The 20,804-nt window shown below is 61.4% G+C and carries 18 protein-coding genes and 2 tRNA genes; 9 read left to right on the top strand and 11 right to left on the bottom strand.

Annotation, left to right across the window (positions count from 1 at the left end; genetic code table 11):
• Positions 1 to 21: 21 nt before the first annotated feature.
• Positions 22 to 813: a RadC family protein gene (gene radC, locus VSX56_RS09590; protein WP_350936672.1), complete on the bottom strand. Its 792-nt coding sequence runs from the start codon at positions 811 to 813 to the stop codon at positions 22 to 24.
• A 131-nt stretch (positions 814 to 944) separates the two neighbouring features.
• Between radC and VSX56_RS09585 the strand changes: the two genes are divergently transcribed.
• On the top strand, positions 945 to 1,751 hold the full coding sequence (locus VSX56_RS09585; protein WP_350936670.1) for a hypothetical protein: 807 nt from the start codon (positions 945 to 947) through the stop codon (positions 1,749 to 1,751).
• A 27-nt stretch (positions 1,752 to 1,778) separates the two neighbouring features.
• Here the strand turns inward: VSX56_RS09585 and dnaJ are convergent, their stop codons facing one another.
• Entirely contained in the window at positions 1,779 to 2,936 is a 1,158-nt protein-coding gene (dnaJ, locus tag VSX56_RS09580; RefSeq protein ID WP_339113956.1) for a molecular chaperone DnaJ, read from the bottom strand.
• A gap of 74 nt (positions 2,937 to 3,010) precedes the next feature.
• A complete protein-coding gene (gene dnaK / locus VSX56_RS09575; protein WP_350936666.1) occupies positions 3,011 to 4,936 on the bottom strand; it encodes a molecular chaperone DnaK in 1,926 nt (641 codons plus the stop codon).
• A 153-nt stretch (positions 4,937 to 5,089) separates the two neighbouring features.
• Between dnaK and VSX56_RS09570 the strand changes: the two genes are divergently transcribed.
• Positions 5,090 to 5,806, top strand: coding sequence for an alpha-ketoglutarate-dependent dioxygenase AlkB family protein (locus tag VSX56_RS09570; RefSeq protein WP_339113958.1), 717 nt, complete (start codon positions 5,090 to 5,092; stop codon positions 5,804 to 5,806).
• On the opposite strand, the gene VSX56_RS09565 is transcribed toward VSX56_RS09570, so the two are convergent.
• Positions 5,784 to 6,926: an alkane 1-monooxygenase gene (locus VSX56_RS09565; RefSeq protein ID WP_350936664.1), complete on the bottom strand. Its 1,143-nt coding sequence runs from the start codon at positions 6,924 to 6,926 to the stop codon at positions 5,784 to 5,786. The genes VSX56_RS09570 and VSX56_RS09565 overlap by 23 nt on opposite strands.
• A gap of 71 nt (positions 6,927 to 6,997) precedes the next feature.
• On the bottom strand, positions 6,998 to 8,041 hold the full coding sequence (gene mutY / locus VSX56_RS09560; RefSeq protein WP_350936662.1) for an A/G-specific adenine glycosylase: 1,044 nt from the start codon (positions 8,039 to 8,041) through the stop codon (positions 6,998 to 7,000).
• A 152-nt stretch (positions 8,042 to 8,193) separates the two neighbouring features.
• On the opposite strand from mutY, the gene VSX56_RS09555 reads away from it, so the two are divergent.
• Together VSX56_RS09555 and VSX56_RS09550 are read left to right on the top strand one after the other, a co-directional pair.
• Positions 8,194 to 8,712 (top strand): DUF721 domain-containing protein, encoded by a 519-nt coding sequence (locus VSX56_RS09555; protein WP_339114449.1) that lies wholly within the window; start codon positions 8,194 to 8,196, stop codon positions 8,710 to 8,712.
• A gap of 3 nt (positions 8,713 to 8,715) precedes the next feature.
• A complete protein-coding gene (locus tag VSX56_RS09550) occupies positions 8,716 to 9,390 on the top strand; it encodes a DsbA family protein (protein WP_339113961.1) in 675 nt (224 codons plus the stop codon).
• Between the two features lie 99 nt (positions 9,391 to 9,489).
• Here the strand turns inward: VSX56_RS09550 and leuD are convergent, their stop codons facing one another.
• From leuD to VSX56_RS09525, 5 genes are all read right to left on the bottom strand, one after another.
• Positions 9,490 to 10,095 (bottom strand): 3-isopropylmalate dehydratase small subunit, encoded by a 606-nt coding sequence (leuD, locus tag VSX56_RS09545; protein ID WP_339113962.1) that lies wholly within the window; start codon positions 10,093 to 10,095, stop codon positions 9,490 to 9,492.
• Positions 10,096 to 10,107: 12 nt separating this feature from the next.
• The gene (gene leuC / locus VSX56_RS09540) at positions 10,108 to 11,532 is read right to left on the bottom strand and encodes a 3-isopropylmalate dehydratase large subunit (protein WP_339113963.1); all 1,425 of its coding nucleotides are present in this window, start codon (positions 11,530 to 11,532) and stop codon (positions 10,108 to 10,110) included.
• A 248-nt stretch (positions 11,533 to 11,780) separates the two neighbouring features.
• Positions 11,781 to 13,028: a hypothetical protein gene (locus tag VSX56_RS09535; protein ID WP_350936658.1), complete on the bottom strand. Its 1,248-nt coding sequence runs from the start codon at positions 13,026 to 13,028 to the stop codon at positions 11,781 to 11,783.
• Between the two features lie 105 nt (positions 13,029 to 13,133).
• On the bottom strand, positions 13,134 to 14,519 hold the full coding sequence (locus VSX56_RS09530; RefSeq protein WP_350936656.1) for a TolC family outer membrane protein: 1,386 nt from the start codon (positions 14,517 to 14,519) through the stop codon (positions 13,134 to 13,136).
• A gap of 89 nt (positions 14,520 to 14,608) precedes the next feature.
• Positions 14,609 to 15,259, bottom strand: coding sequence for a protein-L-isoaspartate O-methyltransferase family protein (locus tag VSX56_RS09525; protein ID WP_350936654.1), 651 nt, complete (start codon positions 15,257 to 15,259; stop codon positions 14,609 to 14,611).
• 169 nt (positions 15,260 to 15,428) lie between these two features.
• On the opposite strand from VSX56_RS09525, the gene VSX56_RS09520 reads away from it, so the two are divergent.
• Positions 15,429 to 15,502 (top strand) — tRNA-Cys (locus tag VSX56_RS09520).
• Between the two features lie 251 nt (positions 15,503 to 15,753).
• Here the strand turns inward: VSX56_RS09520 and VSX56_RS09515 are convergent.
• A tRNA-Lys gene (locus VSX56_RS09515) sits at positions 15,754 to 15,829 on the bottom strand.
• Between the two features lie 146 nt (positions 15,830 to 15,975).
• Between VSX56_RS09515 and dapF the strand changes: the two genes are divergently transcribed.
• The 4 genes from dapF to VSX56_RS09495 all read left to right on the top strand — a co-directional run bounded on the left by dapF (position 15,976) and on the right by VSX56_RS09495 (position 20,799).
• Entirely contained in the window at positions 15,976 to 16,809 is an 834-nt protein-coding gene (gene dapF / locus VSX56_RS09510) for a diaminopimelate epimerase (protein WP_339113986.1), read from the top strand.
• A complete protein-coding gene (mtaB, locus tag VSX56_RS09505; RefSeq protein ID WP_350936650.1) occupies positions 16,806 to 18,059 on the top strand; it encodes a tRNA (N(6)-L-threonylcarbamoyladenosine(37)-C(2))-methylthiotransferase MtaB in 1,254 nt (417 codons plus the stop codon). The genes dapF and mtaB overlap by 4 nt, the downstream gene beginning before the upstream one ends.
• A 140-nt stretch (positions 18,060 to 18,199) precedes the next feature.
• Complete coding sequence (locus VSX56_RS09500) at positions 18,200 to 19,927, top strand: tetratricopeptide repeat protein (protein ID WP_350936647.1); 1,728 nt, start codon at positions 18,200 to 18,202, stop codon at positions 19,925 to 19,927.
• Positions 19,924 to 20,799, top strand: a complete 876-nt coding sequence (locus tag VSX56_RS09495; protein ID WP_339113989.1) for a 4-(cytidine 5'-diphospho)-2-C-methyl-D-erythritol kinase — start codon at positions 19,924 to 19,926, stop codon at positions 20,797 to 20,799. Before VSX56_RS09500 ends, VSX56_RS09495 begins: the two co-directional genes overlap by 4 nt.
• Positions 20,800 to 20,804 lie beyond the last annotated feature (5 nt).

The raw sequence follows: 20,804 nt of genomic DNA, 5'->3' as shown, positions 1-20,804 counted from the left end.
GGTCGGCAAGGGGCATTCCGCTTACAGGAAACCCTCGGCGCGGAAGCTCAGTTCGCGGCTTTTTCCGATGATCAGATGGTCATGCAGCACGATCCCCAGAACGCCTGCCGCACGATTGATCTGCTCGGTCATCGAGATATCGGCCTCCGAGGGCGTCGGGTCGCCCGAAGGGTGGTTATGCACCAGAATGAGCGCCGAGGCGTTCAGCTCCAGCGCGCGCTTCACGACCTCGCGCGGGTAGACGGGGACATGATCGACCGTTCCGCGCGACTGCTCCTCATCGGCGACCAGCGTATTCTTGCGGTCCAGATAGAGCACGCGGAACTGTTCGGTCTCGCGATGGGCCATCGCGGTGTGGCAGTAATCCAGCAGCGCATCCCATGAGGAGAGCACCGGCTGGTGCATCACCTTGGCGCGGGCCAGCCGGTGGGCTGCGGCCTCGACCACCTTCAGTTCGATAATGACCGCCTCGCCAACGCCCTCGATCTCGGCAAGCCGCGAGGGTGGGGCTGCCAGCACCCGCCCGAAATCGCCGAACGCCTGCATCAGCCGATGCGCCAGAGGTTTCACATCCTGCCGCGGGATCGCGCGGAACAGCACCAGCTCCAGCATCTCGTAATCGGGCAGGGCCTGCGCCCCGCCGTCCATGAAACGTGTGCGCAACCGCTTGCGGTGATCCTTGATATAGGAGGGCAGGCGCACCGATTGGCGCCCGTCCGGAGCCCGCCCCACGGGATGCGGGGCGATGGCCTCGTCTGGATGGCCGAAAAGCGGCATCGGAGCTTCGTTGAAGTGGCGGGGCGACTGTTTCATATCCCCAGAATGCCGTGCGTATGGTGAATAAATCCTTAACCCGTTCACCATCTTCGAACTCAGCTTGCCATTCCTTACACATTCTTCACCACAAAACGCGATCATGGCAGCGGGGTGTAAGGAGCGGTGTGATGATCGGTCTCTATTCGGGGTTAGGAACCCATATTCGCGGCTATCAGACACAATCTGGCCGTGTGCAGGACGTGGCTGTTGTCACGATCTCCGAATCGTCGGTGCGCACGCCCGAGATAACGGTGGAGGAGTCTAAGCTCGCTCGCCCTGTTTCGGCCTCCGAGATGGAACTGGACCTGATGACGAATATCCGTAGCCAGCTGCAATCCGAGATCTCCTCGGCGCAGGCGATGCTGGAGGGCGATAGCGAGGCCGTGCTGACCAAGGAGGCACAGAAAGTCTGGGACAAGGGTGGAGCCGAAGCGCTGTCCGCCTATGTCGGGACGCTGCAGCAGGCTGATACCATTCTCGGGAGCCAGCAGGATTTCCGCACCGGGATGCTGGAAGCCGAAACCGAGGCCGAGACACAGAGCCTGATCGATCAGGCTTTGGGCGACCGCGCGGAGCAGATGATCGATGCCAGCCAGAGCAAGGCCGAATGGGGGCGCCAGCGCGCGCTTCTACGCCTGTTCGCCATGACGGGGCAGGATACCGAAGCCGCTATGGCCTTCCTCGAGAAGGGCAAGGAAATGGCGCGGGCGGGTCAGAAAGCCGCGCTTGTGGCCGACATGAAGGACCAGATCGCCAATGGCGAGCTGAATGTATCGGTGACAACCGAAACCGCTTGGTCGCATGAGGCGGTGGGTGTCGAGAAGGTCGAGAGCAAGAACCAGACCTCGATGGTCTACACCAAAGAGCATTACCAGACCGTCTCTGCCTTCGCGCTCTCGTCCGGCTTGTCAGGAAGCTATTCCCGCAGCTATTGAAAAAGCCGCCCCGAGGGGCGGCTTTTCTTATCCGGTCATCCCGTCCCAGAAGCTTTTCACCTTCCGGAAGAAGGACGCCCCTTGCGGATTGTTCTCTGCCTCGATCTTCTCGAACTCGCGCAGAATTTCCTTCTGGCGCGTGGTCAGGTTGACTGGCGTTTCAACCGCCAGTTCGATCAGCATATCACCGACCGCGCCACCGCGCAGTGCGGGCATCCCCTTGGCGCGCAGCCGCATCTGCCGACCCGATTGGCTGCCTGCGGGAATTTTCACCCGCGAGCGACCGCCGTCGATTGTCGGCACCTCGACTTCGCCGCCCAAAGCCGCGCTGGCCATGGAAACGGGGATCTGACAGAAGAGTGTCGATCCGTCGCGCTGGAACAGCTCGTGTTCCTTGACCTCGATGAAGATATAAAGATCTCCGGACGGCCCGCCGCGTAGACCTGCCTCGCCCTCACCGGCCAGACGGATCCGTGTGCCGGTCTCGACCCCCGCAGGGATATTGACCGAAAGCGTGCGGTCTTTCTCGATCCGGCCCGCGCCATGGCATTTGCGGCAGGGGTTTTTCACCACCTGACCTTGGCCGCCACAGGTGGGGCAGGTGCGTTCCACGGTGAAGAAACCGTTTTGTGCCCGGACCTTACCCATGCCACCGCAGGTGGGGCAAGTTTGCGGCTCGGCGCCGCCCTCGGCACCCGTGCCATGGCAGCTGTCGCAGCTCTCGGAACCCGGAACATTGATCTGTTTCTGGGCGCCCTTGAACGCCTCTTCCAGCGTCACACGCAGGTTATAGCGCAGATCCGAGCCGCGGGTTGCGCGCGAACGCCCGCCACCACCGGCACGACCACCGCCGCCACCCATGAAATCGCCAAAGAGATCCTCGAACACATCCGAGAAAGCGGAGGCGAAATCGCCCTGCTGGCCGTAGCCCGCACCGGGACGACCGCCACCCATGCCACCATCGAAGGCCGCATGGCCATAACGGTCATAGGCCGCTTTCTTCTCGGGGTCTTTCAGAACGTCATGCGCCTCGTTCACTTCCTTGAACATGGCTTCGGCGTTCGGATTATCCGAATTCCGGTCGGGGTGAAGCTCTTTCGCTTTCGTGCGATAGGCCTTCTTGATCTCTTCGGCCGAGGCACCTTTCTGGATGCCCAGAACCTCGTAGAAATCCTTTTTTGCCATTCTATAGCTCCCTTCGGAGAACATGAAAACGGGCCCGCCCTAGCAGCGGGCCCGTCCACATTGTTCCAAGCCGATCAGTTGCGCTTACGATCTTCGCCGAGATCCTCGAAATCAGCGTCGACGATGTCGTCATCGCTCGGCGAGCGATTGTCGTCTGCTTCTTCCGCGTCCTCTTCCGCCGAAGCCTTCTCCTGCTCGGCCTTGTAGATGGCCTCACCGAGTTTCATCGCAGCGTCCTGCAGGTTGGCGATCGCGCCCTTGATCTTGGCACCATCATCCGACTTGAGAGCTTCTTCCAGCGCGTTGGCCGCCAGCTCGATCACCTCGACGGTCGAACCATCGACCTTGTCGCCGTGATCCTCGAGCGATTTGCGGGTCGAGTGCAGCAGGCTCTCGCCTTGGTTGGTCGCCTCGACCAGTTCCTTGCGCTTTTTATCCGACTCGGCGTTTTCTTCCGCGTCACGCACCATGCGATCGATATCCTCGTCGGACAGGCCGCCCGATGCCTGGATGGTGATCTTTTGCTCTTTGTTCGTGCCTTTGTCTTTGGCCGAAACAGAGACGATACCGTTGGCGTCGATATCGAAGGTCACTTCGATCTGCGGCATACCGCGCGGTGCCGGCGGGATATCCTCGAGATTGAACTGGCCGAGCATCTTGTTATCGGCAGCCATCTCGCGTTCACCCTGGAACACGCGGATCGTCACAGCGTTCTGATTGTCTTCAGCGGTCGAGAAGATCTGGGATTTCTTGGTCGGGATCGTCGTGTTGCGGTCGATCAGACGGGTGAACACGCCACCCAGCGTTTCGATACCAAGCGACAGCGGGGTCACGTCCAGAAGAACAACGTCTTTCACATCGCCTTGCAGAACACCGGCCTGGATCGCCGCGCCAAGAGCCACAACCTCATCGGGGTTCACGCCTTTATGGGGCTCTTTCCCGAAGAATTTGGTCACTTCCTCAACGACTTTGGGCATACGGGTCATACCGCCGACCAGAACGACCTCGTCGATCTCGTCCTTGGAGATGCCTGCATCCTTCAGCGCTGCCTGACAGGGCTTGAGCGAGTTCTTGATCAGGTCGCCCACGAGGGTTTCCAGCTTCGAACGGGTCAGCTTCATGACCATGTGCAGCGGCGTGCCGGTTTTTGCGTCCATCGAGATGAAGGGCTGGTTGATCTCGGTCGACTGGCTCGACGACAGTTCGATCTTCGCTTTTTCAGCCGCTTCTTTCAGACGCTGCAGCGCCATCTTGTCTTTGGTCAGATCAACGCCGTGCTCTTTCTTGAACTCGTCGGCGAGGAAGTTGACGATGCGCATATCGAAGTCTTCACCGCCAAGGAACGTGTCCCCGTTGGTGGATTTCACTTCGAACAGACCGTCGTCGATTTCCAGAATGGTGATATCGAAGGTGCCGCCACCAAGGTCATAAACAGCGATGGTCTTGCTGTCTTTCTTGTCCAGACCATAGGCCAGTGCGGCGGCGGTCGGCTCGTTGATGATACGCAGAACCTCGAGGCCCGCGATCTTGCCGGCATCTTTGGTGGCCTGACGCTGAGCATCGTTGAAATAGGCCGGAACGGTGATGACGGCCTGCGTCACTTCCTCGCCCAGATAGGATTCAGCGGTCTCTTTCATCTTCTGCAGGGTCACGGCAGAAACCTGAGCGGGGGAGTATTTCTCACCCTTCACTTCGACCCATGCGTCGCCATTGCCACCGTCAACGATGGAATAGGGCACGAGATCCTTGTCCTTTTGCACTTCGGCATCGGTGGTCCGACGGCCGATCAGGCGCTTCACGGCAAAGATCGTGTTGGTGGGGTTGGTAACCGCTTGGCGCTTTGCCGGCTGGCCGACCAGACGTTCTTCGTCGGTATAGGCCACGATCGACGGCGTGGTGCGTGCGCCTTCGGAGTTTTCAACGACTTTCGGCTGTGCGCCGTCCATGATGGCGACGCAGGAGTTGGTGGTCCCGAGGTCAATCCCGATGACTTTACCCATATCAATACCTCTTCTTTTGGCGATGTCGGGAAACAGGTCCGTCAAGGCCCCTGCCTCCCATCCCAGGGTTTGCAGTTTTAGCTTCCGATAACATTACACGACCTTTGGCGCGGGCTCTGCAATCGGCTTCGGAAGCTATATAAGGAGGGCAAAATGCTGCTGCAAGGTTTCGAGATGCCCGAAGATGACAAGAATCGAACAGATTTTTCGAACCCGCCTGCAAATCTCCCGCCTGACCCGTCTCTGGTGCGGCCCGAAGCGCGGGAGTTGCGTGGTTTTAGGGTCTATGAGGGCTGGCTCACGCCCGAAGAGCAGGCCGGATTGGTGACGGATCTGCGCGAAATCCTGCGCAAGGCCCCGCTTTTCTCGCCGGTTACGCCCTCGGGCGCGCAGATGTCGGTGCGCATGAGTTCGGCGGGGAATTTCGGCTGGATGTCGGATGCGAAAGGCTACCGCTATGCGCCGCACCACCCGCAAGGGAGCGCGTGGCCGCCGATCCCGCCTGTCCTTACGGCGCTTTGGGGCGCGTTGGTGCCGCAAGCCCGCCCGCCCGAGACCTGCCTGATCAACTATTACGGGCCGGAGGCGAAAATGGGCATGCATCAGGACCGCGACGAGGGCGATCTGAGCCAGCCGGTCGTGTCGGTCTCGCTCGGGGACGAGGCGCTCTTCCGCATCGGCAATCTGGAGCGCGGCGGCAAGACCGAAAGCCTCTGGCTACGCTCGGGCGATGTGGTGGTGATGGAGGGCGCGGCCCGCCTGCGTTATCACGGCGTGGACCGGATCGCAGCGGGCACCAGCCTGCTTCTCAAACAGCCCGGCCGGATCAATCTGACGATGCGTGTCGTCACACCGAGCCGCGTGGATTAGGGAAAAGCCCCATGTTATAGGGCGACCAATCCTCGATATCGGGGTAGAACTGCGACCGCCATGCCCGCACCCGCGGGTTCATCCGTCGCCGCCAGAGGGGGGGGAACATCGCCAGCGTGGTCATTGCCGGATAGCCCAAGGGAAGCTGCGGCGCCTCCGATTTGGCATAGGTCTGCAAAAGCGGGAAACGGCGGCTGGGCTTGTAATGATGGTCGGAATGGCGCTGCAGGTTGATCAGCAGCCAGTTCGAGGCAGTATGCGAGGCGTTCCAGCTGTGATGCGGTTGGACATGCTCGTATTTGCCCTCACCTAGATAGCGCCGTGTCAGCCCGTAATGCTCGATATAATTGGTCAGCTCCAGCTGCCAGATCGCAAAAATCGCCTGAAGTGCAAAGAGGATCACGCCAAAGATCCCGCCCACCATGAAGGCCAGCAGAAGTGCCGCCAGCTGCAGCCCCGCATAGCGCCAGAACGGGTTCGACAGATCCCAATGCGGGCGGCCCGCGCGGTCGAGCCGGCGGCATTCGGCCTCGAGCGCCGAGGTCGGACAGTCTTTCAACACGCGCAGGAAATAGCGGTGGAAGCCCTCGTTATAGCGCGCCGTCACCGCATCGCGCGGGGTGCCCACCCATGAATGATGGACCAGCAGATGCTCGCTGCGGAAATGCGAATAGAGTACCGAGGCCAGCAGCAGGTCGGCCAGCCAGCGTTCCACGGGGTTTTTCTGGTGCATCAGCTCATGCGCATAGACCATGCCGATCGTGCCCGAGATTACGCCTACCCCGAAGAAAAGCCCCACGATTTCAATAAGGTTCATCCCGCTGTCATGGGTCGCGAAATAGATCGTGCCATAGATCACGCAGAGCTGGAGCGGCAGCCATGCCATGGTAATCGCGCGATACCAGAACAGATCCTCCTCGGGCGTGTCCACATCCGGCTGGTCGGCATTCTTGCCAAGGATCTTGTCGAGAAGCGTCACCACCCACCACGCATAGAGCGGCAGCAGGATCAGCGTCCAGCCGCCGAACATCATCTCGATCAGTACCAGCGGAATCGTCCCCAGAGACAGCCAGAAAGGCAGGGCGCGTTCCGGCTGGGCCAGCTCTTCGCGTGTGGACATATCGGGCCTCCGTTATTCGCCGCCAGCATAGACATGATGGGCGCGGGGGTGCAATCGGGCTTGCGCAGCGGCTACTTGGCAGGAGCAGTCTGCGCCGCCTCCCAGACCTTTCGCATCAGCGTGGGCAGATCCTCGGGCGAGAACGCGTTATCGCCCAGCATCCCTTCCATATGGCCGGTTGCGCGATGAACGGTCAGAACCAGATGGAAATGGGTGAATGTATGGCGCACGTCGGTGGGGGCTTGCGTCCAGTCAGCCGTGACGGGGGGCGCGAAAGCGGGGAGCGTCTCGGCCCAGTCGCTGGTCGGAAAGCCCAGCGTGCCGCCCAGAAGCCCGCGATCGGGGCGGCGCTCGACCAGCACCTCGCCGGAGGGGCCAGTGAGCACATAGGCATGGCCCAAGCGTGTGGGCTTCACCTTTTTGGGCGCTTTGACGGGAAGGCTCGCGGCGATACCCTGCGCATGGCCCTCGCAGATCTCGATCAGCGGGCAAAGCGCACAGACCGGATTGCGCGGCGTGCAGATCGTGGCGCCCAGATCCATCATCGCTTGCGCATGATCGCCCGCACGGTGCGTGGGCGTAACCAACCCCGCCAGCCGTGCGATTTCAGGGCGTGTGCCGGGCAGCGGATCGGTCAGCGCGAAGACGCGCGAGATCACACGTTCCACGTTGCCATCCACCACGGTGGCGGGCTCGTCAAAGGCGATGGAGGCGATGGCCGCCGCCGTATAAGGGCCAATACCGGGCAATGCCTGCAACTCGCGTGCGGTCTGCGGGAACTCTCCGCCCAACTCGAACGCCACAACACGGGCGCATTTCAACAGGTTGCGCGCACGGGCATAATAGCCGAGCCCCGCCCAAGCCGCCATGACATCACCATCCTCCGCCTGCGCCAGATCGGTGACGGTCGGCCAGCGGGTGGTGAAGGCGCGGAAATAGTCGCGCACGGCGGCCACGGTGGTCTGTTGCAGCATCACCTCCGACAGCCAGACGCGATAGGGCGCGGTCCGCAGCCCCTTTGCATGGTCCGCAGGCCCTGTGCGCCATGGCAGAACGCGGGCATTTCGGTCATACCATGCCAGTAGGGCGGGGCTGATATCGGCTACGTCACGCAATATTTATGCTCTCTTATCGGCAAGTGGTTGGTATCGGGCCTCGGAGTGCCTAAAATAACAGTTGAACGCGAGATTGACAGATGGCCGCAAAGAAAACGACGACCAGCGATACGGGGAAAGCGAAACGGGGCAAAGGCTCCGGCTATAACCCTATGTCCTCGCGCCGGATGCGGGGGTTCGAATCCGCCTCCGGCCTGCTGAAAGACCGCATCCGCTCGGTGGGCGAGACACGCGGCTTTGCCGTGACGCGGCTTCTGACCCATTGGTCCGAGATCGTGGGTGAGGAAATCGCCGCCCAGTGCCGCCCCGTGAAAATCGGCTATGCGCGGGATGGGATGGGGGCCACCCTGACCCTGCTGACGCTTGGCGCCGCGGGTCCGATGATGCAGATGGAGATCCCGCGGATCCGCGAGAAGGTGAATGCCTGCTACGGCTATAATGCGATCTCGCGGATCACACTGACCCAGACCGCGCCCACAGGCTTTGCCGATGGGCAGGCGCAGTTTACCGCAGCCCCCAAGGCGCGGCCCGAACCCACTCCCGAAATCCGTGCACAGGCCCAAGCGACAGCGGCCGATTGCAAGGATCCGGGGCTCAAATCCGCGCTGGAGATGCTGGCGCAGAATGTGTTGATGAAGTCGGCCAAGCGGTCTGACCAGAAGAAAGGCTAACTTATGAACAGACGTTCCTTCCTGCTCGGGATTTCCGGTGCCGCCGTTGTGGCTGCATTGGGGGGCTGGATCAGCAGCCGCGGCCAGAGCGCCATGACCGGCTTTGCAACGCCTGCCGCCGCCGAAGATGCTGCTGACACGCCCAAGGCGGAAATCCTGCCCGATATCCCGATCGGTCAGGCAGATGCACCGGTGACGATCATCGAATATGCCTCCTTCACCTGCCCGCATTGCGCGCATTGGCACGAGACCTCATGGGCCAAGCTGAAGAAGGAATATATCGACACCGGCAAGGTGCGTTTCATCATGCGCGAGGTCTATTTCGACAAGTTCGGCCTCTGGGCAGGGCTTCTGGCGCAATGCGGCGGCGAGATGAAATATTACGCCGTGGCGGATATGATCTTCGACGAGCAGAAAGACTGGATCGGTGATGGCCAGCAGGCCACGATCGCCGCCAATCTGCGCGCGCTGGGGCTTAAGGCCGGTCTGGACAAGGACGCGATCGAGAATTGCCTCAATGACCAGACCCGCGCCCGCAACATGGTTGCGACCTTCCAGAAACATGCCGAAGAAGACAAGGTGGATGGCACGCCGACCTTCTTCATCAATGGCAAGAAATATTCCAACATGGCTTGGGATGATTTCAAGAAAGCCGTGGATGAAGCACTTGGCGCCTGAGCGCTGTTTCATGTGAAGCAATGAAAAGGGCCGCCCCGAGAGGCGGCCCTTTTCATTTGGGATCGGCGGGGGGAAGCCCCCTGCCTGAGACCCGCTCGTTCAGACCCACGGGCGCGATTGCGCGGCCTGTGCCTCGAAGCTGTCGATGGCGGAGGCCTTGTTCAGTGTCAGGCCGATATCATCGAGGCCTTCCAGCAGGCAGTGCTTCTTGAAAGGATCGACGTCGAACTTGACCACGGTGCCTTCGGAGGTGGTGATCTCCTGCGCTTCGAGATCCACCGTCATGCGCGCATTGGCGCCTTTTTCCGCGTCTTTCATCAGCGTATCAACGGCGTCCTGCGGCAGCACAATCGGCAGCATCCCGTTCTTGAACGAGTTGTTGAAGAAGATATCGGCGAAGGAGGTCGAGATGACCACCTTGATGCCGAAATCCGCCAGCGCCCACGGCGCGTGCTCGCGCGAGGAACCGCAACCGAAATTGTCGCCCGCGATCAGGATCTGGCTCTCGCGATAGGCGGGTTTGTTGAGAATGAAATCGGGGTTCTCGCTGCCATCGCGGTTGTAGCGCATCTCGGCGAAGGCATGCACGCCGAGGCCGGTCCGTTTGATCGTCTTCAGGAAGCCCTTGGGGATGATCATATCGGTGTCGATATTGACCAGCGGCATGGGGGCGGCGATACCGGTAACTTTTTCGAATTTTTCCATTGTCGTCGCTCCTTATGCGTCCGCCAGTTCCATGAACTTGCGCACATCGGTCAGTTTGCCGGTCACAGCGGCACAGGCGGCCATTGCCGGGCTCATCAGATGGGTGCGGCCCTTGTAGCCCTGACGACCCTCGAAGTTACGGTTCGAGGTGGAGGCGCAGCGCTCGCCCTCGGCCAGCTGGTCGGGGTTCATGGCGAGGCACATCGAGCAGCCTGCCATACGCCATTCCATACCTGCATCCAGGAAGATCTTGTCCAGACCCTCTTCCTCGGCCTGCGCACGGACCAGTCCCGAGCCGGGGACGACCATCGCGCGCACGCCTTCGGCGACCTTACGGCCTTTGAGCACTTCTGCGGCAGCGCGCAGATCCTCGATACGGCCATTTGTGCAGGACCCGATAAACACCACGTCGATCGCGATATCCTCAAGCTTGGTGCCCGGTTCGAGGCCCATATAGTCGAGCGAGCGTTTGGCCGCCTCGACCTTGCCGCCCTTGAACGAGTCCGGTGCCGGAACCTCGCCAGAAATCGGCAGAACGTCTTCGGGCGAGGTGCCCCAGGTCACAACCGGCTCGATCTCTTCGCCTTTCAGCGTGACGACCTTGTCGAAATGCGCGCCCTCATCGGTGAAGAGAGTCTTCCACCAGTTCAGAGCGGCTTCGAACTGCGCACCCTTGGGCGCGTGCGGACGGCCTTTGACATACTCGAAAGTCGTCTCGTCGGGCGCAATCAGACCCGCGCGGGCACCGCCTTCGATGGCCATGTTACACACGGTCATCCGGCCTTCCATCGACAGGCTCTGGATCGCCTCGCCGCAATACTCGATGACATGGCCGGTGCCGCCGCCGGTGCCGGTGGCGCCGATCACGGCCAGCGTGATGTCCTTGGCGGTCACGCCCGGCTTCAGCTTGCCGGTGATCTCGACCTTCATGTTCTTGGATTTTTTCTGGATCAGTGTCTGCGTGGCCAGAACGTGTTCGACTTCCGAGGTGCCGATCCCGTGCGCCAGCGCGCCGAATGCACCATGGGTCGCGGTGTGGCTATCGCCGCAGACGACGGTCATGCCCGGCAGCGTCCAGCCGTTCTCGGGACCGACGATATGCACGATGCCCTGACGGACATCCGATACCGGATAATAGTTCACGCCGAAATCCTTGGCGTTCTTGTCGAGTGCCTCGACCTGAATGCGGGATTCCTCGTTCTCGATCACGCCGGAGGCACGATCCAACGTGGTGGGGACGTTATGATCCGGAACGGCAATGGTTTTTTCCGGCGCGCGCACCTTGCGGCCCGCCATGCGCAGGCCCTCGAAGGCTTGCGGGCTGGTCACTTCATGGACGAGGTGGCGGTCGATATACAGCAGGCAGGTGCCGTCTTCGTCTTCGGAAACGACATGGGCGTCCCAGATTTTGTCATAAAGGGTCTTCGGAGCAGACATGGCTCTCACTTTCATAGGGATAGCTGTGGAATTACTCAGGGAGGTTCAGGCATGACACAAGGCCGCCTGAACAGGCGGCGCATCAAAGTCGTGCGAGGACCGAGCGGCTTTCGCCGTAGAAGCGTTCGCGTAGGCGAACACGTTCCATGATGTCAAAAATCCGAGTCATACCCTGCCTATACTCTCCTGCCCCGTATGCCGCAAGAAAATCTCGGGGCAGGGATGTTGACGTAGTTTCGGCCGAGGACCTATTCGAATTCGCGCGAAATCAGGGCGCGGTTGATTTCCTGCCGCACCAGACGGCGCACCTTGCGGGTGATCTGCTCGCCCAGAGCGCCCTGCAACTCGGCGCGGATCATACGCCCGACCATCTGGCGCAGGGCGTCCTCGTCAAAGACCGGTGCGCCATCGGAGGGGCTCTGCCGTGCAACGCCTTGCCGGGCGCTCTCGGCCGTCAGCTCGGTTGCGGGGCGGGTAAGATGCAGCCTGCGGGTGGCTTCGCGCAGGACATCGACCTCAGCCGCTGCGACAACGGATCCGGCTAGCGCCTCGGCTGCGGTTTCCAGCTCGGGGGGAAGGTCCTCTTCGGGATGCCAGTCTGCTTCCGGCGAGGCTCCGTCCGGCTCGGCGGCCCAGTCCTGCGAGGCGAGATCGGGGTCTTCGCTGTCCGGCTCCTCCACAGCATTGATCCCGGCAGGCTCCGCCTCCGCTGGACCATCATCATCTCCGCCCTCAAAAGCAGGGAAGGCCGTGCCGATGTCGTCTTCCGGCTCCGTGGCGCCGAATGCCGTCGTTACGGGAGAGGTTGTCTTGCCGGTTGCGGTGCCGCCATGACCGAATGCGTTCAGCGCGCCCGCCAGAGGGGCTGGATCGCCCTCCTCCGGCTCGAAATCCTCCCCGACCGAGGGAAGGAGCGGAGTTTGAGCCGGAGACGGGAGAGGGCTGGCTGGCCGGGTCTGCATATGCGGTTCCAGCTGCAGCACATCATCGGTCATCTCCGGTGCATCGGGGCTGGTGTGATCCATCTCTGCAGCGTCGAAGGCGGCTGTTTCGGACAAATCGGCTTCAGTGTCGGAAATATCGGTCTCCTCGCTCTCGGGCCAGTCATGGGCGGGAGCGGTCTGGTTGACCGCTTCCCATTCCTGATCGAGGCTTTCCTCGGTATCGGCGGAGGCCCCGAAGTCAGTCTCGGCATCCGCGTCCGTCATGGCGCTTTCGGGCTGCGGGGCTTCATCCGTAAAGGGGGCGTCGTCTCCCGCCATCGCGAAGGTTGTGGCTGGGTCATAGGCCTCTGCCGCCTCATCCTCTTCCGCAAAGGAGGGGGCAGGCGCGTCCTCTACCCGATCCGATGCCGTCAGCACAAGAGCCTCTTCCGGCTCGGGATCGGGGCTTTCCGGAGATATGCGCGTGTTGGAACGAAGTGGATCTTGCGCGACAAGACGGCGAATGGAGGACAGGACGTCCTCGATTTCGATCTTTTTCTCGGGCTCGGCCATAGGCTCTCCAATCCGGCAGGCGACCCGGAGAGAGACAGTGCCACCCGGATCCGAACATTCACACAAGGCGGGCCCGGTGGCGGGCCCGCGGAACGGTGGAGGCGCTTATTTCTGGCCGATCGCCTTCAGAACGCGATCGAGCTTCTCGCCCCGGATGCTGGTCAGCGGCGCATTATGCACAACGTTATAATATGCGGCCGGATCGTAGGTCGGGATCCCCAGCTTCAGGTTTTCCACCGTTAGCAAACCCATATTAGATAATAGTTGATAATACGCTACCTGCAAATCGGCCTCGGCGGTGATACGCGAGGCGCGAGCATCCAGAAGATCCTGTTCTGCATCGAGAACATCCAGCGTGGTGCGGGCACCGAGGGTGGCCTCTTCCTTCACGCCGTCATAGGCGACATTGGCGGCGCGGATCTGCTCGTCATAGGAGCGGATCTGGGCACGATAGACGTCGATGGAGGAATAGGACGACAGCACGGCCTGCGCCACATCCACGGCTTCCTGACGCAGTTCCGCACGGGCTGAATCCCGGTTTGCCACGGCCTGACGATAGGCCGAATCCAGTGCACCACCCGAATAGAGTGTCTGGCTCAGCCCGATGCTGGCGGATTGGCCGACATAGCCGCCCTCGTCATTGGAGAGCGACAGCGAACCGGTGACTTCCGGCAGCTTGTTCGCTTTGGCCGATTGGATCGCGATTTCCGAGATCGTCACCGAATGCTGCAGCGATTTGATGCTGGGATGGTTGCGCTGTGCGGTGCTTGCGGCCTCGTCGCGCGATTTCGGTAGATTGGGAGCCTTGGGCAGCGGTGCCAGCTGACCCGGATAATGGCCAGTTGCGGCCTTGTAATCCTCGCGCGCGGTCACGAGCGAGCCCTGCGCGCTTACCAGCGAGGCCTTAGCCGAGGCAAGCTGGGCTTCGGCCAGCGACACGTCCGTGCGGGTGACTTCGCCCACATCGAAACGGTCATTGGTGGCGTTGAGTTCTTCTTGCAGCACACGGACCGAGTTCTGGTTAATCGAGACCTGTTCCTGCGCGCTCTTCACATCGGAATAGGCCTGAACGGTGGCCAGAAGCACCTGCTGCTCGATCGAGCGCAGGGTCTCACGGGTGGCCAGGACGGCTTCTTTCTGCGAGCTGACGGTCAGGCGGTTGCGCCCGAAATCGAATAGCGTGATCGAGGCGCTCAGTGCGGTCGAGGCGGAGGAGCCTTCGGTGGTCACTTCGCGGCCCGTCGAGGACGACACGCCTTCCGACTTGCTCCAGCCATAATCCGCAGTCCATTGCACGACAGGACGCAGCGCGGCAACCGCCTGTGCAACATTCTCGTCTGCGGCCCGCAGCGTGGCGCGGTTCTGCTCCAGAAGGTTGGAGTTCTTATATGCGGAGATCATGGCATCGGCGAGCGTCTCTGCGCTTGCCATCGCCGATCCGATTGCCATGAACCCTACAGTTCCTGCGGCCAATACAAGTGATTTGAACATTTTGCCCGTCATGCCTCTGCTATGTTATCTGCCCGGCCTGACGGCGAGGGCTTTGGATAGACATCCTGCGATATGCCCGATGGGGCGCGTTACAGGCTGAAACTTTTTACTTTGCGGAAGCCCTCGAGAACCGGCGCTGCTGCGTTGAACACATCCCGCCAGTTCACCACACCATCGGTCTTGGTGCCGATACGCGCGATCCCGAGATTGTTTTCCATAAAGACGGCACCGATGCGGCCGCCTTCCTTGAGGGAGTCGATAATGGCCGTGGGGACCTCCTCGACGGCGCCCTCGATAATGATCGCATCGAAGGGGCCATGTTGCGGCGCACCCTGTTCGAGCACGTTATGCACCACTGCGATATTGTCGACTTCGGCAGCACCCAGGGTTGCTTCGGCCTGTTTGGCCAGCGGATCTTCCTCTACCGCAACGACGGCTTCGGCCAGATGCGCGATCACGGCGGAGGAATATCCGTATCCGCAACCCAGATCGAGCACGAGGTCGGTTGCGGTGATATTCAGGGCATCCAGCAGCTTGGAGAAAATGCGCGGCTCGAGCAAGACGCGGCCTGGCGCGAGTTCGAGATTTTCGCCCAGATAGGCGACCTCGCGCAGGGAATCGGGCACATAGCTTTCCCGCGGGACATTCAGCATGGCCTCGATGATCGGAAATTTCGTTACATCATTGGGCCGGACTTGGGTGTCCACCATGACCACGCGGCGCGTTTCGAAGTCCTGCATTTTGCTAAACTCTTCAGTCTGGATTGTTGTGCCATTACTTACATAGAAAGCTTTTCGGGGCAAGTTAGGCATTGTCTCAGGGTGAAGATGTGAAAATCAATGCTGCTTGGGTGTCACACCCTCTTGCGCGACCTTGCACAATCGGTTAGACCGCGCCTCACCACTGGCTGGCGAGTTGGCGGAGTGGTGACGCAGCGGATTGCAAATCCGTGTACAGGAGTTCGATTCTCCTACTCGCCTCCAAATTCTTCATTCAATTTAGACAGCAAGAAAGATCGTAGCGGTCCGGTATCTGCTGGTTTGTGTTTGATCGGCGTAAAAATCCTGTTGCGATTGTTCGCCGGCGGGCGGCTGCGCTCAGTGCCGGTTTTTCGCGCGGTCCGACGCCGCTTGCGATCGGGGCGGATGCGCCAAGGCTGTCTGTCACGGATAGCGAAAAGGTAGAAAAACAAAAGCCTCGCTTTGGGCGAGGCTTTTTGCTTCTAGAGTGAAAGTGGTGAGCCGTGCAGGATTCGAACCTGCGACCCACTGATTAAAAGTCAGTTGCTCTACCAACTGAGCTAACGGCCCACTTTCTTTCGTTTCCAACCGGTTCGCTGTGTGCTTCCCTGCTGGTGTGGGCGCCTTCTACGGTCCTAGACGGGGGGCGTCAACAGCGAAATTCAAAAAAAATGAGATCTCTGGAAAAAACTTCTCGGGCAGCGTATATCGCGCCCATGGAAAACGCGTCTTTACCCCAGTCCTCACTGGCCTTCATGAAAATGCATGGTCTTGGAAACGATTTCGTCGTGATCGATGCCCGTAATGGCGCCGATCCGGTGACCCCTGCCTTGGCCGAGGCCCTTGCAGACCGGCATCGCGGGGTGGGCTTTGACCAGCTCGCCCTGATCGGCCCCTCGCAAGAGGCCGATTTCCATCTGAAATTCTATAATTCGGATGGCTCTCTCTCGGGCGCCTGTGGCAATGCCTCGCGCTGTGTTTCCGACTGGATGATGAAAGAACTGGGCAAGGACCATGTGCGTTTCACTACCGATCGTGGTCAGCTGGAGGCGAAGCGTGCAGCCAATGGACTGGTCTCGGTCAATATGGGGGCGCCGATTCTGGACGCTGCGATGATTCCCTTTGACGGCGATCCGCAAGCGACGGGGATAGAGGGCGATCCGGTGGCTGTGGGTATGGGCAATCCGCATTGCGTTTTCTTTGTCGAGGATGCCGAAAAGGTCGCGCTGGAAAGCTGGGGCGCCGAGATGGAGCATCACCCGGGCTTCCCGGAGCGCACCAATGTCGAGTTTGCCTCCGTCACCGGCCCCGACCATCTGCGGATGCGGGTCTGGGAGCGCGGGGCAGGGGTGACGCTTGCCTGCGGCTCGGGCACCTGTGCGACTGCCGTGGCGGCGCATCTGCGTGGTCTTACGGGGCGTCGGGTGATCGTTGATGTTGATGGCGGCCGCCTCGAGATCGACTGGCGCGAGGATGGCGTCTGGATGACCGGCCCCACCGCTTTCGTGTTCCGCGCCGAACTGACCTCTGATTTCCTGGGTGCCCTATGAAACCGCCTGTCTTTGCCACGCTTGGTTGCCGACTGAACGCTTATGAGAGCGAGGCGATGAAGGAACTCGCCGCCGCGGCAGGCGTCGAGGGCGCTGTTGTGGTGAATACCTGTGCGGTCACGGCCGAGGCCGTGCGCAAGGCCAAGCAGGAAATCCGCCGTCTGGCGCGCGAGAATCCCGACGCGCCGATCATTGTGACCGGCTGTGCCGCGCAGACCGAGCCCGAGACATTTGCCGGTATGGCAGAGGTGACCAAGGTCATCGGCAATCACGAGAAGATGCTGCCCGAGACATGGGCGCAGATGCGTGTGCCCAACCTGATCGGCGAGACCGAGAAGGTGCAGGTCGATGATATCATGTCGGTCAAGGAGACAGCGGGTCATCTGATTGACGGCTTCGGCCGCCACCGCGCCTATGTGCAGGTCCAGAACGGCTGCGATCACCGCTGCACCTTCTGTATCATCCCCTATGGCCGCGGCAATTCGCGCTCCGTGCCTGCGGGGGTCGTGGTCGAGCAGATCAAGCGTCTGCGTGACCGCGGATTCAACGAGGTGGTGCTGACCGGTGTCGATCTGACCTCATGGGGGGCGGATCTGCCGGGAGAGCCGCGCCTGGGCGATCTGGTGATGCGCATCCTCAAACTTGTGCCGGATCTGCCGCGTCTGCGGATTTCCTCGATCGATTCCATCGAGGCCGACGAGAACCTGATGCTGGCGATTGCCACCGAGCCGCGCCTGATGCCGCATCTGCATCTGTCGCTGCAGGCGGGCGATGACATGGTGCTCAAACGCATGAAGCGCCGCCATCTGCGTGACGATGCCATTGCATTTTGCGAAGAGGCGCGCAGGCTGCGCCCCGGTATCGTTTTTGGTGCAGATATTATCGCCGGTTTCCCCACCGAGACCGAGGAGATGTTCCATAACTCGTTGAAACTGGTCGAGGAATGCGGGCTCACCTTCCTGCATGTCTTCCCCTATTCGGCGCGCAAGGGCACGCCTGCGGCGCGGATGCCCGCAGTGAATGGCACGGCGATCAAGGATCGTGCGCGGCGTCTGCGCGAGGCGGGGGACCATGCACTCGGGGCGCATCTTCAGGCGCAGGTCGGGCGCGAGCTGGTGATCCTGACCGAGGGGCCGCAGGCCGGACGTACCGAGACTTTCACCGAGGTGCATTTCGACACCGATCAACCCGAGGGCACCATCCTGACCGCAACAATCCGCGGCCATGACGGAAAACGCCTGCTCGTATGACGCCTTATCTCCCCGCTGCCCCCTCGCGCCGGTCAAGAAAGCGTGTTCTGCCGCAGCGATAGCTTGGCGGCGTGGCACGGCTCATTGCGTATGGTGTCCTACGCGGCTAGGATTTGGGGAACACGAGAGAGGACATATCCATGCCGTTTCGAATGACGCCGGTTCGCGCGTTGGCCCTTTCAATCGCCGCGCTGCAGGCGCCGATGGCTTTTGCCGCCGATGCACCCGATGCCGCAGGTGCCTATCTCGCCGCGCGGGCTGCCACTGCGGATAATGATTACCAGACTGCAACGAGCTATTATGCCCAGCTGTTGCAGAAGGGGATCATCGATCGCGGTGTGGCGGAATCCTCGATGACGGCGCAACTGGTGCTGGGGGATTTCGACAAGGCCGTCGAGATCGCCAATCAGGTTGCGGCAACGGATGCCGATGCGGCCGATAGCCAGCCGGTCTTTCTGATGCGTCTGGCGGATGCCGTGCGCAATGACCGTTTCGACGAGGCCTTGAAGCTGGTCGATAGCACCCAGAATATCGGGCCACTCTTCACCCAGCTTTACCGCGCATGGGTCTATGTGGGCCAAGGCAAGATGACGGATGCGTTCGATGCTTTCGATCAGGTTGCCAAATTGCCGGGCCTGCAGGGCTTTGCCGAGTATCATAAGGCGCTGGCCATGGCGCAGGTGGGCGATTTCGAGAGCGCCGACAAGATCCTCTCGGGCGAGGCATCCGATGCGATCCATGCGACCCGCCGCGGGGTGATGGCCCATGTCGAGGTGCTGTCCAATCTCGACCGTAATGCGGACGCGGTAGCTCTGCTGAAATCGGTCTTCGGAGATGCGCTCGATCCGCAGCTTGCCGCGCTGAGCAAACGTCTGGAAGATGGCGAGACGCTGCCCTTCGATGTGGCGACCGATGCGCAGGAAGGTGTGGGCGAGCTTTACTATTCCATCGGTGCGGCGCTTTCGGGCGGCGATGTCGAGGATGCGGTGCCGCTTCTGCATGCGCGGATCGCGCAATGGCTGAACCCGCGCAATGCCGATGCCACGCTGCTGGCGGCCTCGGTGCTGGACCAGCAGGAACAATATGATCTGGCGATTGCCACCTATGACCAGATCGATGCCGCGAGCCAGCTGCATTACGCAGCCGAGCTTGGCAAGGCCGAGACCATGATGCGCGCCGGCCAAGCCGAGGAGGCGATCAAGACCGTGCAGGCCGTGGCCGAAGCCGATCCCGAACTGCGCGGGGTCTGGGTCTCGCTGGGCGATATGCTGCGCCGCGAGGAGCGGTTCGGCGAGGCTGCCGAGGCCTATCAAAAGGCGCTCTCGCGCATCCAGACGCCCGAGCCGCGCGACTGGTTTGTCTATTATGCCGCCGGTATCTCGGATGAGCGGTCGGACAAATGGGACCGTGCCGAAGGCGAGTTCCGCAAGGCGCTCGAGCTCAATCCGGGCCAGCCTTCGGTGCTGAACTATCTCGGGTATTCCTATGTGGAAAAAGGCGAGAACCTCGAAGAGGCGCTGAAGATGATCCGCGAGGCGGTGAAAAACTCGCCCGATTCCGGTTATATCATCGACAGTCTCGGCTGGGCGCTCTTCCGTCTGGGCCGTTACGACGAGGCGGTGACCGAGATGGAGAAGGCCGCCACGCTGGAATCCGTCGATCCGCTGGTCAATGACCACTTGGGCGATGTCTACTGGGCCGTGGGCCGCAAGCGCGAGGCACGGTTCCAGTGGAAGCGCGCCATTGCCTTCGGTCCGGGCGAGGATGTGGATATGGACCGTGTACAGCGCAAGCTGGATATGGGGCTTGATGCGGTGCTCAAAGAAGAGGGCGCAGCGCCCCTGAAGGCACAACCGGCGGTCCAATGACCCTGTCCGGTATCGCGCCTGCCAAGGTCAATCTGTCGCTTGCGGTGACGGGGCGTCGGGCGGATGGCTATCATACGCTCGAGAGCCTCGTTGTTTTTGCAGGGTTTGGCGACCGGCTGGAGGTTGCGCCGCATGAGGCGCTGGTGCTTGAGGTCGATGGCCCCTTTGCCAGAGGTGTGCCGGTCGACGGGCGCAATCTGGTGCTGAAGGCCGCGCATCTGTTGCAGGAAAGAACGGGCTGCCGGAAGGGCGCGCGGATCACGCTGACCAAGACCCTGCCGCATGGTGGCGGGATCGGGGGAGGGTCATCCGATGCGGCGCTGGCGCTGAAGCTCTTGGCCGAGCTGTGGGATGTGCCGCCGCTAAGCGCCGGGGAGGCGCTGGCCCTTGGGGCGGATGTGCCCGTGTGCATGCAGGCGCCGCAGCCCCAGATCATGCGCGGCATCGGCGAGTTGCTGGTGCCCGCACCGGTTCTGCCCGATAGCTGGCTGGTGCTGGTCAACCCGCAGATCGAGACGCCGACAGGGGCGATGTTCAGGGCTCTGGCGCGCGAGACGGGCGTCGCCCCCGCGCCTGTCCTTCATGTGCCGCCGGGGATGGGGTATGAGGATTTCGCGCTCTGGCTGGCCGCGCATGGCAACGATTTCGCAGATGTCCTGACGGACGCGCAGGGGCCGGAGCATATGCCGCAGATCGCCCTGATCCTCGAGGCGCTGTCATTGCAACCGGGCTGCCTGATGCAGAACCTTTCGGGCTCCGGCAGCACTTGCTGGGGGCTCTTTGCTACGCGGACGCAGGCCGAGACCGCAGCAGAGACGCTGGCAAATGAAAAGGCCGGCTGGTGGGTCCAGCCGGCGCAGATGTTGTCCTGAAGGCG

Source organism: Thioclava kandeliae (assembly GCF_040297545.1).
GTDB lineage: Bacteria > Pseudomonadota > Alphaproteobacteria > Rhodobacterales > Rhodobacteraceae > Thioclava > Thioclava kandeliae.
This window is presented reverse-complemented; position numbering and strand designations above follow the sequence as displayed.

Bases quoted from the DNA above. Each gene is read 5' to 3' on its own strand.
- radC (WP_350936672.1), bottom strand. From the start codon at position 813: ATGAAACAGTCGCCCCGCCACTTCAACGAAGCTCCGATGCCGCTTTTC.
- VSX56_RS09585 (WP_350936670.1), top strand. From the start codon at position 945: ATGATCGGTCTCTATTCGGGGTTAGGAACCCATATTCGCGGCTATCAG.
- dnaJ (WP_339113956.1), bottom strand. From the start codon at position 2,936: ATGGCAAAAAAGGATTTCTACGAGGTTCTGGGCATCCAGAAAGGTGCC.
- dnaK (WP_350936666.1), bottom strand. From the start codon at position 4,936: ATGGGTAAAGTCATCGGGATTGACCTCGGGACCACCAACTCCTGCGTC.
- VSX56_RS09570 (WP_339113958.1), top strand. From the start codon at position 5,090: ATGCTGCTGCAAGGTTTCGAGATGCCCGAAGATGACAAGAATCGAACA.
- VSX56_RS09565 (WP_350936664.1), bottom strand. From the start codon at position 6,926: ATGTCCACACGCGAAGAGCTGGCCCAGCCGGAACGCGCCCTGCCTTTC.
- VSX56_RS09555 (WP_339114449.1), top strand. From the start codon at position 8,194: ATGTCCTCGCGCCGGATGCGGGGGTTCGAATCCGCCTCCGGCCTGCTG.
- VSX56_RS09550 (WP_339113961.1), top strand. From the start codon at position 8,716: ATGAACAGACGTTCCTTCCTGCTCGGGATTTCCGGTGCCGCCGTTGTG.
- leuD (WP_339113962.1), bottom strand. From the start codon at position 10,095: ATGGAAAAATTCGAAAAAGTTACCGGTATCGCCGCCCCCATGCCGCTG.
- leuC (WP_339113963.1), bottom strand. From the start codon at position 11,532: ATGTCTGCTCCGAAGACCCTTTATGACAAAATCTGGGACGCCCATGTC.
- VSX56_RS09535 (WP_350936658.1), bottom strand. From the start codon at position 13,028: ATGGCCGAGCCCGAGAAAAAGATCGAAATCGAGGACGTCCTGTCCTCC.
- VSX56_RS09530 (WP_350936656.1), bottom strand. From the start codon at position 14,519: ATGTTCAAATCACTTGTATTGGCCGCAGGAACTGTAGGGTTCATGGCA.
- VSX56_RS09525 (WP_350936654.1), bottom strand. From the start codon at position 15,259: ATGCAGGACTTCGAAACGCGCCGCGTGGTCATGGTGGACACCCAAGTC.
- dapF (WP_339113986.1), top strand. From the start codon at position 15,976: ATGGAAAACGCGTCTTTACCCCAGTCCTCACTGGCCTTCATGAAAATG.
- mtaB (WP_350936650.1), top strand. From the start codon at position 16,806: ATGAAACCGCCTGTCTTTGCCACGCTTGGTTGCCGACTGAACGCTTAT.
- VSX56_RS09500 (WP_350936647.1), top strand. From the start codon at position 18,200: ATGCCGTTTCGAATGACGCCGGTTCGCGCGTTGGCCCTTTCAATCGCC.
- VSX56_RS09495 (WP_339113989.1), top strand. From the start codon at position 19,924: ATGACCCTGTCCGGTATCGCGCCTGCCAAGGTCAATCTGTCGCTTGCG.